At 70.1% G+C, this 14,880-nt stretch carries 12 protein-coding genes and 1 pseudogene; 6 read left to right on the top strand and 7 right to left on the bottom strand.

Annotation, left to right across the window (positions count from 1 at the left end; genetic code table 11):
- Window positions 1-103 precede the first annotated feature (103 nt).
- The 3 genes from serC to D473_RS0100560 all read right to left on the bottom strand — a co-directional run bounded on the left by serC (window position 104) and on the right by D473_RS0100560 (window position 2,287).
- A complete protein-coding gene (gene serC, locus D473_RS0100570; protein WP_017607146.1) occupies window positions 104-1,234 on the bottom strand; it encodes a phosphoserine transaminase in 1,131 nt (376 codons plus the stop codon).
- Window positions 1,235-1,603: 369 nt separating this feature from the next.
- Window positions 1,604-1,912 (bottom strand): hypothetical protein, encoded by a 309-nt coding sequence (locus D473_RS23895; protein WP_017607145.1) that lies wholly within the window; start codon window positions 1,910-1,912, stop codon window positions 1,604-1,606.
- On the bottom strand, window positions 1,913-2,287 hold the full coding sequence (locus D473_RS0100560) for an AbrB/MazE/SpoVT family DNA-binding domain-containing protein (RefSeq protein ID WP_017607144.1): 375 nt from the start codon (window positions 2,285-2,287) through the stop codon (window positions 1,913-1,915).
- A 200-nt stretch (window positions 2,288-2,487) separates the two neighbouring features.
- Between D473_RS0100560 and pdxH the strand changes: the two genes are divergently transcribed.
- The 3 genes from pdxH to D473_RS0100545 all read left to right on the top strand — a co-directional run bounded on the left by pdxH (window position 2,488) and on the right by D473_RS0100545 (window position 6,616).
- A complete protein-coding gene (gene pdxH / locus D473_RS0100555) occupies window positions 2,488-3,147 on the top strand; it encodes a pyridoxamine 5'-phosphate oxidase (protein WP_017607143.1) in 660 nt (219 codons plus the stop codon).
- 353 nt (window positions 3,148-3,500) lie between these two features.
- Window positions 3,501-4,199, top strand: coding sequence for a metal-dependent transcriptional regulator (locus tag D473_RS0100550; RefSeq protein ID WP_017607142.1), 699 nt, complete (start codon window positions 3,501-3,503; stop codon window positions 4,197-4,199).
- Between the two features lie 149 nt (window positions 4,200-4,348).
- Window positions 4,349-6,616 carry an ATP-binding SpoIIE family protein phosphatase gene (locus tag D473_RS0100545; protein ID WP_017607141.1) on the top strand — a complete coding sequence of 756 codons (2,268 nt, stop codon included), beginning with the start codon at window positions 4,349-4,351 and terminating at the stop codon, window positions 6,614-6,616.
- A 74-nt stretch (window positions 6,617-6,690) separates the two neighbouring features.
- On the opposite strand, the gene D473_RS27565 is transcribed toward D473_RS0100545, so the two are convergent.
- On the bottom strand, window positions 6,691-6,858 hold the full coding sequence (locus tag D473_RS27565) for a hypothetical protein (RefSeq protein WP_017574449.1): 168 nt from the start codon (window positions 6,856-6,858) through the stop codon (window positions 6,691-6,693).
- Window positions 6,859-6,890: 32 nt separating this feature from the next.
- Complete coding sequence (locus D473_RS0100535) at window positions 6,891-8,033, bottom strand: acyl-CoA dehydrogenase family protein (protein ID WP_017607140.1); 1,143 nt, start codon at window positions 8,031-8,033, stop codon at window positions 6,891-6,893.
- A gap of 203 nt (window positions 8,034-8,236) precedes the next feature.
- Between D473_RS0100535 and D473_RS0100530 the strand changes: the two genes are divergently transcribed.
- Window positions 8,237-9,379 (top strand): acetyl-CoA C-acetyltransferase, encoded by a 1,143-nt coding sequence (locus tag D473_RS0100530; protein ID WP_017607139.1) that lies wholly within the window; start codon window positions 8,237-8,239, stop codon window positions 9,377-9,379.
- Window positions 9,380-9,563: 184 nt separating this feature from the next.
- On the opposite strand, the gene D473_RS0100525 is transcribed toward D473_RS0100530, so the two are convergent.
- The gene (locus D473_RS0100525) at window positions 9,564-10,799 is read right to left on the bottom strand and encodes a winged helix-turn-helix domain-containing protein (protein WP_017607138.1); all 1,236 of its coding nucleotides are present in this window, start codon (window positions 10,797-10,799) and stop codon (window positions 9,564-9,566) included.
- Between the two features lie 54 nt (window positions 10,800-10,853).
- Window positions 10,854-12,804, bottom strand: a pseudogene (locus D473_RS25390) (acyl-CoA dehydrogenase family protein).
- 336 nt (window positions 12,805-13,140) lie between these two features.
- On the opposite strand from D473_RS25390, the gene D473_RS0100515 reads away from it, so the two are divergent.
- Both D473_RS0100515 and rbsK read left to right on the top strand, forming a co-directional pair.
- Window positions 13,141-13,974 carry an exodeoxyribonuclease III gene (locus D473_RS0100515; protein ID WP_193373234.1) on the top strand — a complete coding sequence of 278 codons (834 nt, stop codon included), beginning with the start codon at window positions 13,141-13,143 and terminating at the stop codon, window positions 13,972-13,974.
- The gene (gene rbsK, locus D473_RS0100510; protein ID WP_017607134.1) at window positions 13,971-14,870 is read left to right on the top strand and encodes a ribokinase; all 900 of its coding nucleotides are present in this window, start codon (window positions 13,971-13,973) and stop codon (window positions 14,868-14,870) included. The genes D473_RS0100515 and rbsK overlap by 4 nt, the downstream gene beginning before the upstream one ends.
- The last annotated feature ends 10 nt before the right edge of the window (window positions 14,871-14,880 follow it).

Here is a 14,880-nt window from a genome sequence, read left to right as displayed (position 1 = left end):
AAAACGAGCCTGGAAAAGGGGAGTGGCCGGCCCCGCGAGGGACCGGCCACCATTGTGCAACGCCTTGAGCGGCCTCGGGGCCGCCCGCCCGGGACGGTCGGGATCAGGACAGCTTGCCCGCCACGAAGTCGATGCACTGGGTGAGGGCGTCCACGTCACTGGGCTCCACAGCGGGGAAGGTAGCGACGCGGAGCTGGTTGCGGCCGAGCTTGCGGTAGGGCTCGGTGTCCACCACGTTGTTGGCGCGCAGCACCCGGGCCACGGCCTCGGCGTCGACGGAGTCGTCGAAGTCGATGGTGCCCACGACCTGGGAACGCTGGGCCGGGTCGGTGACGAACGGCGACGTGAACTCGGTGCGGTCGGCCCAGTTGTAGAGGATCGACGAGGACTCGTGGGTGCGGTCCACGGCCCACTTCAGGCCGCCGTTGCCGTTGAGCCACTCGAGCTGCTCGGCCAGGAGCAGGAGCGTGGCCACGGCCGGGGTGTTGTAGGTCTGGTCCTTGCGCGAGTTCGTGATCGCGGTGGTCAGCGAGAAGAACTCCGGGACGTAGCGGCCGGAGGCCGCGATCTCCTCGGCGCGTGCGATCGCGCGGGGCGACATGACCGCGATCCACAGGCCGCCGTCGGAGGCGAAGCTCTTCTGCGGCGCGAAGTAGTAGACGTCAGTCTCGGCGATGTCGACCGGCAGGCCGCCGGCGCCGCTGGTGGCGTCCACGAGCACGAGCGAGCCCTCGTCGGCGCCGGCCACACGGGTGATGGGCGCGGCCACACCGGTGGAGGTCTCGTTGTGGGTGAGCGCGTAGGCGTCCACGCCGGCCTCGGCGACGAGCTCGCCATGGGTGCCGGGGTCGGTGGCGATGACGGTGGGCTCGGACAGCCACGGGGCGCCCTGGACGACCTTGGCGAACTTGCTGGAGAACTCGCCGAAGGACAGGTGCTGGGACTTCTGGCGCACCAGACCGTGCGCGGCGATGTCCCAGAACGCGGTCGTGCCGCCGTTGCCGAGCACGACCTCGTAGCCCTCGGGCAGGGAGAAGAGGTCGCGCACGCCCTCGCGCACGCGGCCCACGAGGGACTTCACCGGCTTCTTGCGGTGAGAGGTGCCCATGTAGGCCGGACCGGAGGAGGCCAGCGCGTCGAGCTGGGCGGTACGGACTTTGGAGGGGCCGCTTCCGAATCGGCCGTCGGCGGGCAACAGGTTCGCGGGGATCTCAATCTCGTCGGTCACGTCCACCAGCGTAGTGGCGGCGCTGCTCGCCGGAGGGCTCAGGGGGCGGCATTCGGACACGTGAAACATTGTGAACAAGGGTGAAACGATGTGAGGGGAGGGGGCGGGATCCTGCCTGTTCCCGGTGCGTTCTGCTGCGGCTGAGGTCAGGAGGGATCCGCCCCCACCCATCGGCGCTCCCAGGCCTAGCCTCGCTGCGCTCGGTGGCACCCCCGATGCCGGTGTGCTGCGCGGGAGCGCGCCGGCGGAGGACGGGAGGGAAGGGACCTCCACCCGGGTGTGGCGCGGAGTGACAGGAACTGTTCAGCGTTGGTTGTCGCGCCGATCCGCGTAGTCTTCACCACGCCGGTCGAGGTTTTCGCACGTCAGGAGCGCTCAGGGCGGTCCGGGGTCGAAGACGGCGTGGGTGCCCACCCGCCGCCAGATCACGTGGGTCTTGCCCGGGATCTGCTCCTGCCCGTACTCCCACGTGGCCCGCCCGTCGGGGGCCCAGGTCATTTCGTAGATGCCCGGGTGGCCCTGAAGGCCCTTCACACGCAGACTCGGCCGGAACCGGCCTGTCTCCAGGTCGGGTACGAACGCTTCGCGCACGACCTTCTCGAAGCGGGCGAGCTTCTCGGGGGCGCTCTTGGCCAGCTTCTTGCGGTCGGACCGGAACCGGGGGGTGACGTCGAAGGTCGGCACCTAGCGTTCTCCGTCCTCGCCTGTGTCCTCGTCGTCCTCGGCCAGGCCCGCGAACAGAGCGTCCACGTCCTCGTAGAAGTCGGTCTGTCCGGCCGCGATCTGCTCGCTGGCCTCCCGCTCACCCGCCGACCACTCGGGAGTGAAGAACCAGGCCTGGTCAGTGGGTACCGAGGTGAAGCCGCGCACGACCATCTCTCCCCGGTCGTTGACCGTGAACTCCAGCTCGTCTCCCTCGTGCACCTGCAGCGTCCGTGCCACACCGCTGGGCACCGTGATCTGGTTCTTGGGCCGCATGCGCACCTTGGCGGGGAGCTTGCGCTCCACCTCGCAATTGCTCTCCTCAGCCAGGCGTCCGGTCTTCTCCTTCTCGGTCATGTCCCCTCCTTCCTCTTCTCCCTCTCCATCGTCCATCAGGTTGTAAGAAATTCCAACCCTCTTACTTGGAGCGACCATGGCGACTGCCGGCCCCGCATCGCCGTTGCGTTGGTCGCAGAGCAGCCCCTGAGCGGGCATCCGTGCCCGTGCCCCGTGGGGCCCGTTGACGCTGCGGGTGCTCCGCGCGAGAGGATGAGCGCGTGGAGCATCCGAACCCCGCCGGCCTGCGAAGGACCTACCACGGCCACCCCCTGCGCCGGTCCGCGCTGGCCGCTCATCCCATGTCCCAGTTCCACCTCTGGTTCGAGGAGGCCTACGACATCGGCCTGCCCGAGCCCAACGCCATGGTGCTGGCCTCGGTCGAGCCGTCCGGACTGCCGCGCGGACGCACCGTGCTCATGAAGGGCTACGACGGCACCGGCATCCGTTTCTTCACCAACTACACCTCCCGCAAGGGCCGCGCCCTGGAGGCCGACCCCCGCGCCTGCGTCGTCTTCCCCTGGCACCCGATCCGCCGCCAGGTCCTCATGGCAGGGCGGGTGGAACGCCTGGACGAGGAGGAGAACGACCGCTATTTCGCCTCTCGTCCGCGGGGCTCGCGCATCGGAGCCTGGGCCAGCGAGAGGCAGTCCGCACCGGTCGCCGGCCGTGCCGAGCTCGAGGAGCTCTACGAGGGGTTCGACGGCGTGTGGGAACCGGGCCGCGAGATCCCACGACCGGACTACTGGGGCGGTTTCCGACTCGTGCCCGAGGAGGTCGAGTTCTGGCAGGGAGGGGCCGACCGGATGCACGACCGGTTCCGGTACCTGCGGGACCCCGACGGCGACGATTCCTGGACGATCGAGCGCTTGGCCCCTTGAGTCGGCCGTGATGTTCCTCGCTTCGTACGCATGTTCGGGGTGTCCCCGGGGTCTTTGCGGGGTGCGGGCCGTCGGGTACCTCCCCCTCGTTCCCGGGGTCCGGTCGGAAGAGGCCTCAGGACCCTTGTACCGTGGGGGTTGCGGCTCTGGCCGTGTCCGCATCGTGAGTCCGCTCGAGATGCACGACGGTCGCGTCGCGATATGCTGGATCGAACGGTGGTCGCTCCTGCGGCTCTGTGGACGCCCCGTTCCCCGCCAGTCACTGGGAATCACGCCGTCCCGGCCTGTGTTGTGAGAGATCTGCCGTGTCCGCCGTCAATGCGCGCCGGGCACTGAGCCTTGGGAGGGGAGACGTGACCGCACACGGGCTGATCGACACGACGGAGATGTATCTCCGTACGGTCTTCGAGCTTGAGGAAGAGGGCATCGTCCCGCTTCGTGCGCGCATCGCCGAGCGCCTGCACCAGAGCGGACCTACGGTGAGTCAGACCGTGGCCCGCATGGAGCGCGACGGCCTGCTGCGGGTCGAGAACGACCGCCATCTGGTGATGACCGGCGAGGGCCGCCGTCTCGCCACTCATGTCATGCGCAAGCACCGGCTCGCCGAGCGCCTGCTCGTCGACGTCATCGGGCTGCCGTGGGAGGACGTGCACATCGAGGCCTGCCGCTGGGAGCACGTGATCTCCGAAGCGGTCGAGGAGCGCCTCGTCTCCCTGATGAACGCGCCTTCGGTGTGCCCGCACGGCAACCCCATCCCAGGGCTGGACGAGCTGGGCCTGGCCGACTACTCGCCGGAACCCTTCACCGACGACTCCATCGTCCCCATGATCGATGTGGCCGGTGGCAGCGACGCCACGGTCACGGTGCGGCGCATCAGTGAACAGATCCAATCGGACGCCGGCATCATGCGCACACTGCGCTTGGCCGGGGTACGACCGGAACAGGACGTCGTGATGCGTGCGTCCGACGGCGGAGTCCGGATCATCGGCAAGGACGGTGACTCGGTTCTGCCCGGCGACGTGGCCGGGCACATCTTCGTCGCCAAACCTTGAGACTCCACCAGGAACGGTGACTGCTCATCAGGATTGTGACAATGCCTGCGCAAGCGTTGACGGTGTTGCTACGCTCAGCCGTAGGTGCGGTCGTTCGGGGTACCCGGAGCGGGCATGTGTGCAGCTCATGACGGCGAGGTGGCGGCTAGATGACACGGTGGGGTGAGCCCTCCCGGGAGAGCGACGCTCTCACCACGGCCGCCGTGGTCGAACAGGCACAGATCGCCATCGTCGTCATCGACCGGCACAGCTATCTTCGGTACTGGAACCCCTTCGCCCGCGAGCTCTTCGGTTTCGTCGACGGCCGGGACCACGTCGGGCTCTCCCTGCTCGACATCGGCATCCACGACTCCGACCGCGAGCACGCCGGCCAGCTCGCCCGCCGCGTGCTGCGCGGCGAGCCCTGGGAGGGCACGTTCGCGGTCCTGCGCGGTGACTCCACGTGGATCCACGTGCGCGCCCAGGCCGTGCCCGTGCGCGACGACGAGACCGGCGAGATCGACGGCATCACCCTCATCGCCCGTGAGGCACTGCGCGGCGGCCGTGTGGAGGAGCAGTACGGCCTGCTGGAACGCATCGGCAGCCGCCTCGCCGGGTCCTTGGAGCTCGACTCCACGGTCAAGGGTGTGGCCGGGATCCTCGTTCCGCAGTTCGCCGACCACTGCTTCATCGACCTCTACGAGGACGACCGTCTCATCAGACACGTGTCGGTGCATTCCGAGGGATGGACGCCCCCGCCGCGCACCTGGGTCGAGATCGGCGAGGAGGTCCGTTACCCCGAACGCCATTTCGTGACCCGGGCGCTACGCCGGCTGGAGACCGTGGTCAGCAGCGACCACCTCTTCGCGAGCTCGCCCAACGACCGCTCCGACCGGGTCTCCCGCCAGGTCGGTGTCAGCTCCGTGATCGCCGCCCCGCTGCGGGCACGCGGTGAGGTACTGGGTGTGCTCACCCTGGCCCTGTCGGGGCTCTCGCCGCGTCAGAAGAACACCTACGGCGGGTTCGACCGCGACCTGGTCGGTGCGATCGCCTCCCGGGTGGCCCTGACCATCGACAACGCGCGCCTCTTCGAGGAGGAGCGCAGTACTGCGCTGGCCTTCCAGCGCAGCCTCCTGCCGCGGAGCTTCCCCCCGCTCGACGGCCTCACCGTGGCCCACCGGTACCTGCCGGCCGGACCGCTGAAGGCGCACGGGCACGGGATCCAGACCCAGGTCGGCGGCGACTTCTACGACGCGATCCCGTTGTCGGCCGGACGCGTGGGGCTGGTCATCGGCGACGTCGAGGGCCGCAGTCCGCAGGCCGCCGCCGTCATGGGACAGCTGCGCGCCGCCCTGCGTGCCTTCGCGCAGGCCGACCGCGAACCCGCCGACATCCTCCGCGAGCTCGACGAGTGGGTGCGCCAGCTCGGACAGCCCGACGGCAACGGCGGCACCTGGATCCCCAGCGTCAGCTGCCTGTACATGGTCTACGACGCTTGGTCGCGGGAGCTGTCCTACGCCAACGCCGGCCACGCACCGCCGCTGCTGGTCACCTCCGACTCGGTCCAGCCCCTGGAACTGGCGCTGCCCGACCGCATGCTCGGCGTGCGCGCCAAGAGCGGATCGGGTGAGGACATCGTCTACCACCAGGCGAATCTGCGCCTGCCCACCGGCGCGACCCTGGTCATGTACACCGACGGGCTCGTGGACCGCCATCCCGTCGGCGGCCGCCCCGATCCCGAGCGCGCGTTGGCGCGGATGACGGAGCGGGTCGCCGAGGTCGCCGACAAGGACGTCGAGCAGATCGCCGAGGCCGCGGTCAACAGTGTTCCGGGTGAGCTCGACGACGACACCGCGCTGCTGGTGGTACGCACCAACTCCGACCAGCTCGCCGTCAGTGAGGGCTGGTTCCGTTCCGATGCCTCCACCGTGGGGGAGTCCCGCCACCTGGCCGCCCAGACCTTCAAGGAATGGGGCATGGACCGCGACCAGGCGGAGCTGGCCTGTCTGCTGGTGTCGGAGATCGTGACCAACGTCGTCATCCACGCCACACCGCGCCCGGTGCACCGTGCGTTCAGCGGCGGCGGGATCCTCGACTCGGAGAGCCCGGGAAACGAGCCCGGTGCGGACGAGTTCGACGAGGACTGGACCGACCTGCTGGAGGCGGCGGCCGAGGAGGACGAGGCGGTGGAGGACCCCGCCGACAAGGAGTTCCTGTTGCGGTTGCGCCGCGGTGCCGACACCGTGTGGGTGGAGGTCTTCGACAACGATCTGCGTCTGCCGCGGATCCGCAGTGCCGCCGCCGACGACGAGGGCGGCCGGGGGCTGTATCTGGTGGAGCAGCTGGCGACCCGTTGGGGTTCGCGGCCCACACCGGACGGCAAGGCCGTGTGGTTCGAGATGCCGATGTTCGGTGAGGACGGCTCCGAGGAGAGCTGAGGAGCCGGGTTCCGGTGCCCGGCCCGGAGAGGCCCGGGGCCTTCGGCGTCCGGCTGTCGGCCGCTGACGGCCCCTCAGCGCCAGGACCACGCCCACAGCAGCAGGCACAGGAAGACGAAGAAGACCACGATCGCCTTGGTGCTCCAAGGGACGTGGACCTTGGGCCGGAGCCAACGCACACCGATCACGAGCAGGACCACCAGCAGGCCCATCACGATGAGGCCGTCCCACGCACCGGTCATGACCGCTCCGACCCTTCTCCCGGGGTTTGGCGCTACAGGCCCAGTCCGCGTCCGACGATCTCCTTCATGATCTCGGTCGTGCCGCCGAAGATCGTCTGGATACGCGAGTCCTGCCAGGCCCGAGCCACGGGGTATTCCATCATGTAGCCGTACCCGCCGTGAAGTTGGAGGCAACGGTCCATGACCCGGTTGCACATCTCGGTGGTCCACCACTTGGCCTTCGCGGCGTCCTCGACGGTGAGTTCGCCCCTGTTCAGGAGCTCGACGGCCCGGTCCACGTAGGTGCGGGCCAGGTCCACCTCGGTCGCCAACTCGGCCAGGGTGAAACGGGTGTTCTGGAACCGACCGATAGACCGGCCGAAGGCGGTGCGCTCGCGGCAGTACTCGATGGTGTGCTGGAGCATGAAGTCGGCCGAGGCCACCGCGCAGGTGGCGATGGACAACCGCTCCTGGGGCAGGTTCTCCATCAGGTGGATGAAGCCGAGGCCCTCCGTGCCGATCATGTTCGCGACCGGTACACGCACGTCGTCGAAGAACAGTTCGGCGGTGTCCTGGGCCTTCATCCCGATCTTGTCGAGGTTGCGGCCGCGCTCGAACCCGGGCATGCCGCGCTCGACGACGACGAGGGAGAAGCCCTGGGCCCCCGCGTCCGGGTCGGTCCGGCAGACCACCACGACCAGGTCGGCGTTGATGCCGTTGGTGATGAAGGTCTTCTGCCCGTTGACGATGAGGTCGTCGCCGTCGCGGACCGCGCTGGTCTTGATGCCCTGCAGGTCGCTGCCGGTCCCGGGCTCGGTCATGGCGATCGCGGTGATCAGCTCGCCGCTCGCGAAGCCGGGGAGCCACCGCTGTTTCTGCTCGTCGTTGGTGAGCCCGACCAGGTAGGGGGCCATGACGTCGTTCTGGAGCGTGACACCGAACCCGCTGGCGTGGGCCTTGCAGACCTCCTCGTTGACGATCGTGTTGTACCGGTAGTCGTGGAGGCCGGTACCGCCGTACTCCTCGGGCACGCCGTGGCCGAGCAGGCCCACCCGGCCGGCCTTGGTCCACACCTCGCGGGGGACGATCCCCTCCTTCTCCCAATCGGTGTGGAAGGGGGCGACCTCGCGTTCGAGGAACTCCACGACCGACTCGCGGAAGAGTTCGTGGTCGGAGTCGAACAGGTCCCGCTTCATGAGCTGCTCCGGGGTGTCGGGGGTCACGTTCTGGTGTGGCCACACGGTAACCGAATCTGATTCGGTAAAGAAGGGGCGGGTCGGGGCGGGGCGCGGAGTCCGGGGTGCTCGGAGCCGTATTCACGGGGGCGGGACTTGCCACGGCGGTCAAACCGAATACAGTTCGGTTCAGAACCGTCATCCTGCGCCCCTTGGAGGACCCCGTGGCCGAGGCCTACATCGTCGACGCCGTACGCACCCCCGTCGGCACGAAGAAGGGCGCCCTCGCCGGCGTGCACCCGGCGGACCTGGGGGCGCACGTGCTCAAGGAACTCGTCGAACGCACCGGCGTCGACGCCGAAGCCGTGGAGGACGTCATCATGGGCTGCGTGAGCCAGGTCGGCCCGCAGGCCCTGGACCTGGCCCGCACGGCCTGGCTGTCGGCCGGTCTGCCCGAGAACGTCCCCGGCGTCACCATCGACCGCCAGTGCGGGTCCTCCCAGCAGGCTCTGCACTTCGCTGCTCAGGGCGTCATGTCCGGTACCCAGGACCTCGTCGTCGCCTCCGGCGTCGAGAACATGGGCATGGTCCCCATGGGCGCCAATGTCCAGTTCGCCATCGACAACGGCCTCGGCCTGTACGGCGACGGCTGGGGCGAGCGCTACGGCATGCAGGAGATCTCCCAGTTCCGCGGCGCCCAGCTCATGTGCGAGAAGTGGGGTTACAAGCGCGAGCAGCTCGAGGAGTTCGCCCTGGAGAGCCACCAGCGCGCCGGCAAGGCGCTCGAGAGCGGCCGCTTCGACGCCCAGATCGCCCCGATCGCCGGTGTGAGCCAGGACGAGGGCGTGCGCGCCGACACGACCACGGAGAAGATGGCCGGGCTCAAGCCGCTGCGTGAGGGGTGGGACCTCACCCCGGCCGTGGCCAGCCAGATCTCCGTCGGCGCCGGCGCCGTGCTCATCGCCTCCGAGGCCGCGGTCGAGAAGTACGGCCTCACGCCGGTGGCCCGCGTCGTCCAGCTGTCCCTCGTGGGCGACGACCCGGTCTACATGCTCACCGCGCCGATCCCCGCGACCCGTATCGCGCTGGAGAAGGCCGGCCTGAGCATCGACGACATCGACGTCACCGAGATCAACGAGGCCTTCGCGCCCGTGCCGATGTCCTGGACCGAGGAGCTGGGTGCCGACCCGGCCAAGGTCAACCCCAACGGCGGCGCCATCGCTCTGGGCCACCCCCTGGGCGCCACCGGTGCGGTCCTGATGACCAAGCTGGTCGGCGAGTTGCAGCGCTCCGGTGGCAGGTACGGCCTGCAGACCATGTGCGAGGGCGGCGGCCAGGCCAACGTCACCATCGTCGAGCGCGTCTGATCCCCCACGTTCACAGGGCCGTGCCTCCGCCGCGAGGCACGGCCCCTTCTGCGTTCCAGGCCCGAAGCTGTCGTTCGCTTCCAGGCGCATGTATGGCGTGGAGATCGGACGACGTGCCCCGGGGCGATGCGTGCCGTCGGTGAGCCGGGCGGCACTCCCATCGTGTTGCGGATGGCCGGGGAACTCACGAACCGGTGACGGGGGAGCGCAGGCCCGGGCCGCAGACACCGTGCTCCAGGCCCAGCCAGGCGGCCATCTCTTCCAGCTGCTCCCGCAGTTGGGGCAGGGTCTCGTCGGGGGCGCCGGGCTCGAGCGTGACACGTCGGGCCAGCAGGGTCCCCGCCTTCCGGTCGGCCTTGAGGTCGACCCGGGCCACGAGGTCCTCGCCGAGCAGGAACGGCAACACGTAGTACCCGTGCACGCGCTTGGCCGCCGGTACGTAGATCTCCAGCCGGAACCGGAACCCGAAGAGTTCCTCGGCACGCCCGCGGGTCCACACCAACGAGTCGAACGGGCTCAGCAGGGCGCGGGTGTCGACCGAACGCGGAACCCGGGCGTCCCGGTGCAGGTAGGCCGGGCGTTCCCAGCCCTGGACCGTGACCGGGAGGAGCTCGCCGGAACCGACGAGGTCGGCCACGGCCGGCCGGGACAGACGGGTGGGCAACCGGAAGTAGTCGCGCAGGCACGGTTCGGTCGCCACCCCGTGGGCGCGGGCGGCGATCGCGACGAGCTCGCGCGCGGCATCCTCGGGACCCAGCTGCGGGGCGTCGAGGTGCTCGGCGGGCAGGACCCGCTCGGTCAGGTCGTAACGGCGCTCGAACCGGGTGTTGCGCCCGTTCGAGGACAGGTCGCCGACCCAGAACCCGTACTCCAGGGCACGCTTGACGTCGGACCAGTTCCAGCCCCAGTGCTCCTTGGTGCGGGGTGCGTCCTGCGCGAGTGCCCTCTCCACCTCCCGGGCGGTGGACGGGCCGAGGCGTGCGACCTCGTCGGCCACCGCTCCGACCAGGCCCGGGCGTGTGTCGAGGACACCGGAGATCCACGTACCGTGCTTCTCGCGGTTGGCGTCCATGCGGTAGCGCAGCAGCTGCCGGGTGGCGGGCGGCACCAGGCTCGCCTCGTGCGCCCAGGTCTCGACGAGGCGGGCCCGGCCCGACCCCGCGGCGGTGGTGGTGGCCCGGTCCAGCAACTCCGGGTCGTAGGAGCCCATGCGCGCGAACACGGGCAGGTACTGGCTGCGCGACAGGACGTTCACGCTGTCGATCTGGAGCAGACCCGTTCGGCCCGCCACCCGCCCCAGGTGAGCGAGGGTGGGTGTGCCCGACGGGTGCGGGTCGGCGAGTCCTTGCGCGGCGACCGCGGTCCGGCGGGCCTGGGAGAGGGAGAGCACGGAATCGCGGCGGGGGTGTCGGTCGACCATGCCGTCACCGTAATGCCGGGCACCGACATTTCCCGCGGGCCGAAGGGAGCCGGTTCAGGAGCCGCCCATCCGGCGGTGCTGGTTCTCCTCCAACGAGGGGCCCGGTTCGGAACCGCCGATGAGCGGGCCCGGTAGCGAGGGGTCGACCACGCCTTCCTCCACCCAGGTGTAGGAGTCACCGAGGACCCGCCGGGAGAGTTTGCCGTCCACGTCGTCGGTGTTGGACCACAGCGCCTCGAACAGCGACGCGATCCGCAGGCGGGCCTGCCGGCAGAACACGTCGGCGAGCTCGAGAGGCTCCGACCCGCGTTCGGGGTGGTGGTCGACGTCGTGGCGGGCACGCACCACCACCGCGCTCATCGCGAAGAGTTCGGCGCCGATGTCCACGAGCCTGGCGAGGAAGGCCTGTTTGACCTCCATCCTCCCCTGCCAGACCGACATGCCGTAGAACGTGGACCGGGCGAGCTTGCGACCGGTGCGCTCCACGTACCGCAGGTGCGGGGCGAGCGGGCCGAACTCCGCGAAGGCCGAGGGCCTCTGCCCCTGGCCGAGGGCCAGCGTGGGCAACCACTTGGCGTAGAACCCGCTCGCCCGGGCCGCCGCACGGACCTTGTCGGAGGTGTCGGCGCCGGGGTCGATGAGGTCGCCTGCCACCGACAGGTGCGCATCCACCGCCTCGCGGGCGATGAGCAGGTGCATGATCTCGGTGGCGCCCTCGAAGATCCGGTTGATGCGCAGGTCCCTCAGAAGCTGCTCCGCGGGAACGCCCCGCTCACCCCGCGCGGCCAGGGACTCGGCGGTCTCGTATCCGCGCCCGCCCCGGATCTGCACGAGTTCGTCGGCGATGGTCCAGGCGTGCTCGGAGGCCCACAGTTTGGCGAGGGCCGCCTCGATCCGGATGTCGTTGCGGCCCTCGTCCGCCAGCTGCCCGGACAGCTCCAGCATCGCCTCCATCGCGTAGGTGGTCGCGGCGATGTAGGAGATCTTCTTGGCGACCTCCTCGTGCCTGCCGACGGGGCGACCCCACTGCACCCGCTCGCGGGCCCACTCGCGGGCGATCTTGGTCGACCACTTCCCGGCGCCCACGCACAGTGCGGGCAGGGACAGGCGGCCGGTGTTGAGCGTGGACAGGGCGATGCGCAGCCCGTGCCCCTCNCCCCCCCTGGCGGAGCCGGTTCTCCGCCGGCACCCGCACCTGGTGCAGGCGGGTGAGGCCGTTCTCGATCCCGCGCAGGCCCATGAACCGGTTGCGGCGTTCCACGGTGATGCCGGGACTGTCGGCCTCCACGACGAAGGCGCTGACCCCGCCGCGGTGACCCGGCCCCTCGGGCACCCGCGCCATGACCACGAGCAGGTCGGCGACCACACCGTTGGTCGTCCACAGCTTCACACCGTCCAGGAGGTAGGCCGAGCCGTCCTCGGTGGGCACGGCGGTCGCGTGCAGGCGGGCCGGGTCGCTGCCGACGTCGGGTTCGGTGAGCAGGAACGCGCTGATGTCGCCGCGGGCGCACCGGGGCAAGAAGCTCAGCTTCTGGTCCTCGCTTCCGAACATCCGCACCGGCTGCGGTACACCGATGGACTGGTGCGCCGACAGCATCGCGCCGATGGCCGGGCACGCCGACCCCACGAGGGTGAGCGCCCGGTTGTAGTACACCTGGCCCAGCCCGAGCCCGCCGTACTCGGCCGGGATCTTCATGCCGAAGGCCCCGATCCGGCGCAGGCCGTCGATGACCTCGTCGGGGATGTACTCCTCGCGCTCGATACGGGCGGCATCGATCTCGGAGCAGAACGCGCGCAGCTCCGCCAAGAACGCCTCCCCGTGCCGCCGGTCCTCGTCGCCGGGTTCGGGGAAGGGGTGGATCAGGTCCAGACGCAGCCGGCCCAGATACAGCTCCTTGGCGAAACTCGGGAGCTCCCACCCGCTCTCGCGGGCCTGTTCGGCGACGGCCCGCGCCTGTTTCTCGTCGACCCGGGATCCGTGGTCGGCGGCCCGTGGTTCGGCCATGGCGCTCACCTCGTCGGGAGAAGGGGTGTGTCCTGACTCACATCCCCTACCCTGCGGTGTCTCCGTTGACCCACGCCGGCGCAGGGTCCGGCCGGTACCGCCGCCTACGGCCCTCACGTTCGGTGGCCGGCCCCACGGGTCCCCCGGAAAAACCTTTGACCCGATGCGAACCCGGAACGGGGGTCGGCCGTCCAACCCCGTGCGACACACACCACCGAGTACATGTCGGGAGTCGCGACGCCCCGGTGCGGAGGACGGCCGCACCGGGGCGCACACGTGTCCGGCCCCGCCTCGGGGCGGAACCATCTTGTCGACTGCGTGCTCTAGCCTTTTGCTGTGCGTATCGCGACATGGAATGTGAACAGTGCCAGGGCCCGGGCAGAACGCATCGGCGCCTGGCTCGACCGGAGCGACGTCGACGTCCTCGCCATCCAGGAGACCAAGGCCCGGGACCACCAGTTCCCCGCGTCCGTCTTCACCGACCGCGGGTACGAGGTGGCCCACCACGGCCTCTCCCAGTGGAACGGGGTCGCGATCGCCTCCCGCGTCGGGCTCGAGGACGTCCGGATCGGTTTCCCCGGCCAGCCCGGCTTCGGTGAACCGGAGGAGGCCGAGGCCCGCGCCATCGGTGCCACCTGCGGGGGCGTCCAGGTGTGGAGCCTGTACGTGCCCAACGGCCGCGAGGTCGCCCACCCCCACTACGCCTACAAACTCCGGTGGTTGCAGGCCCTGCGCGAGGCCGGAACCGCACGCCTGTCCGAGGACCCCGACGCCCAGATCGCCTACGTCGGCGACTTCAACATCGCCCCCCAGGACGAAGACGTGTGGGACATGGACGCCTTCGAGGGCCTCACCCACGTGACACCGCCCGAACGCGCCGCCTTCACCGAACTGGTCGAGGCCGGCTTCACCGATGTCGCGCGCCCGCACACTCCCGGGCCCGGCGTCTACACCTACTGGGACTACAAGGGCCTGGCCTTCCCCAAACGCAGGGGGATGCGTATCGACTTCGTCCTGGCCTCGCCGGCACTGCGCGACCGCGTGAGCGGCGCCGGCATCGACCGTGAGGAACGCAAGGGCAAGGGCGCCTCCGACCACGCCCCCGTCATCGTCGGGCTGGACGGTGCCACCGGCGAGCCCGTCGCGAAACCGAAGGAGTCCGGCAAGTGAGCACCCCGCGCATCGCTGTCCTGGGCAGCGTCAACATGGACCTGGTCGCCTACGTGGACCAGGCGCCCGGCTCCGGCGAGACCGTTACCGGGACCGAATTCCGCCAGGTCCCCGGCGGCAAGGGCGCCAATCAGGCGGTGGCGGCCGCACGTGCGGGCGCGCGCACGACCTTCCTCGGCGCGGTCGGTGACGACCCCTTCGGGCAACAGCTGCGGCAGAGCCTGGTCGGGGCCGGGATCGACGTACGGGGAGTGCGCACGGTGCCCGGGGTCTCGGGGATCGCGCACATCGTCGTCGACGGCAAGGGCGCCAACTCCATCATCGTCGTACCGGGCGCCAACGGCACGGTGGAGCGCGCGAGTGAGGCAGAGGCCGAACTGATCGAGGGCGCCGACGCGCTCCTGCTCCAGTTGGAGCTGCCGATGTCGGCGGTCGTGTCCGCCGCGCGTACCGGCCGGGCGCTGGGTGTGCCGGTCCATCTCACGCCCGCGCCCGCGCGCGAGCTCCCCCAGGAGCTCCTGGAGAACGTGGATGTGCTGGTGCCCAACGAGCACGAGGCCGCGGCCCTCACGGGTGAGGTGGACCCCGGCAAGGCACTGGCGGCGCTGTTGGAGCAGGTTCCGGAGGTGCTCATCACCCTGGGATCGGAGGGCTCGCTGTACGGTGCACGCGGGGGCGATCCGGTGCGGGTGCCGGCCCGTCCGGTCACGGCGGTGGACACCACGGCCGCCGGCGACACGTTCTGCGGTTCCTTCGGGGTCGCCCGGGCCGAGGGGCGTACGCCCGAGGAGGCGATGCGGTTCGCTGCCGCCGCTTCCGCGCTGTCGGTGCAGCGCCACGGGGCGAGTTCGTCGATGGCCGGCCGGGACGAGGTCGAGGCCCTCCTCCTGAACTGACGGAGCCCTG

This window comes from Nocardiopsis xinjiangensis YIM 90004 (assembly GCF_000341145.1).
In the GTDB taxonomy this organism is placed as follows: Bacteria; Actinomycetota; Actinomycetes; order Streptosporangiales; family Streptosporangiaceae; genus Nocardiopsis; species Nocardiopsis xinjiangensis.
The sequence above is the reverse complement of the archived record's forward strand: the minus strand, read 5'-3'. Positions and strand labels throughout refer to the sequence as shown.

Coding starts and splice junctions, on each gene's coding strand:
- D473_RS0100560 (WP_017607144.1), bottom strand. CDS start 2,287: ATGACCGAGAAGGAGAAGACCGGACGCCTGGCTGAGGAGAGCAATTGC.
- D473_RS0100545 (WP_017607141.1), top strand. CDS start 4,349: ATGACACGGTGGGGTGAGCCCTCCCGGGAGAGCGACGCTCTCACCACG.
- D473_RS27565 (WP_017574449.1), bottom strand. CDS start 6,858: ATGACCGGTGCGTGGGACGGCCTCATCGTGATGGGCCTGCTGGTGGTC.
- D473_RS0100535 (WP_017607140.1), bottom strand. CDS start 8,033: ATGAAGCGGGACCTGTTCGACTCCGACCACGAACTCTTCCGCGAGTCG.
- D473_RS0100525 (WP_017607138.1), bottom strand. CDS start 10,799: ATGGTCGACCGACACCCCCGCCGCGATTCCGTGCTCTCCCTCTCCCAG.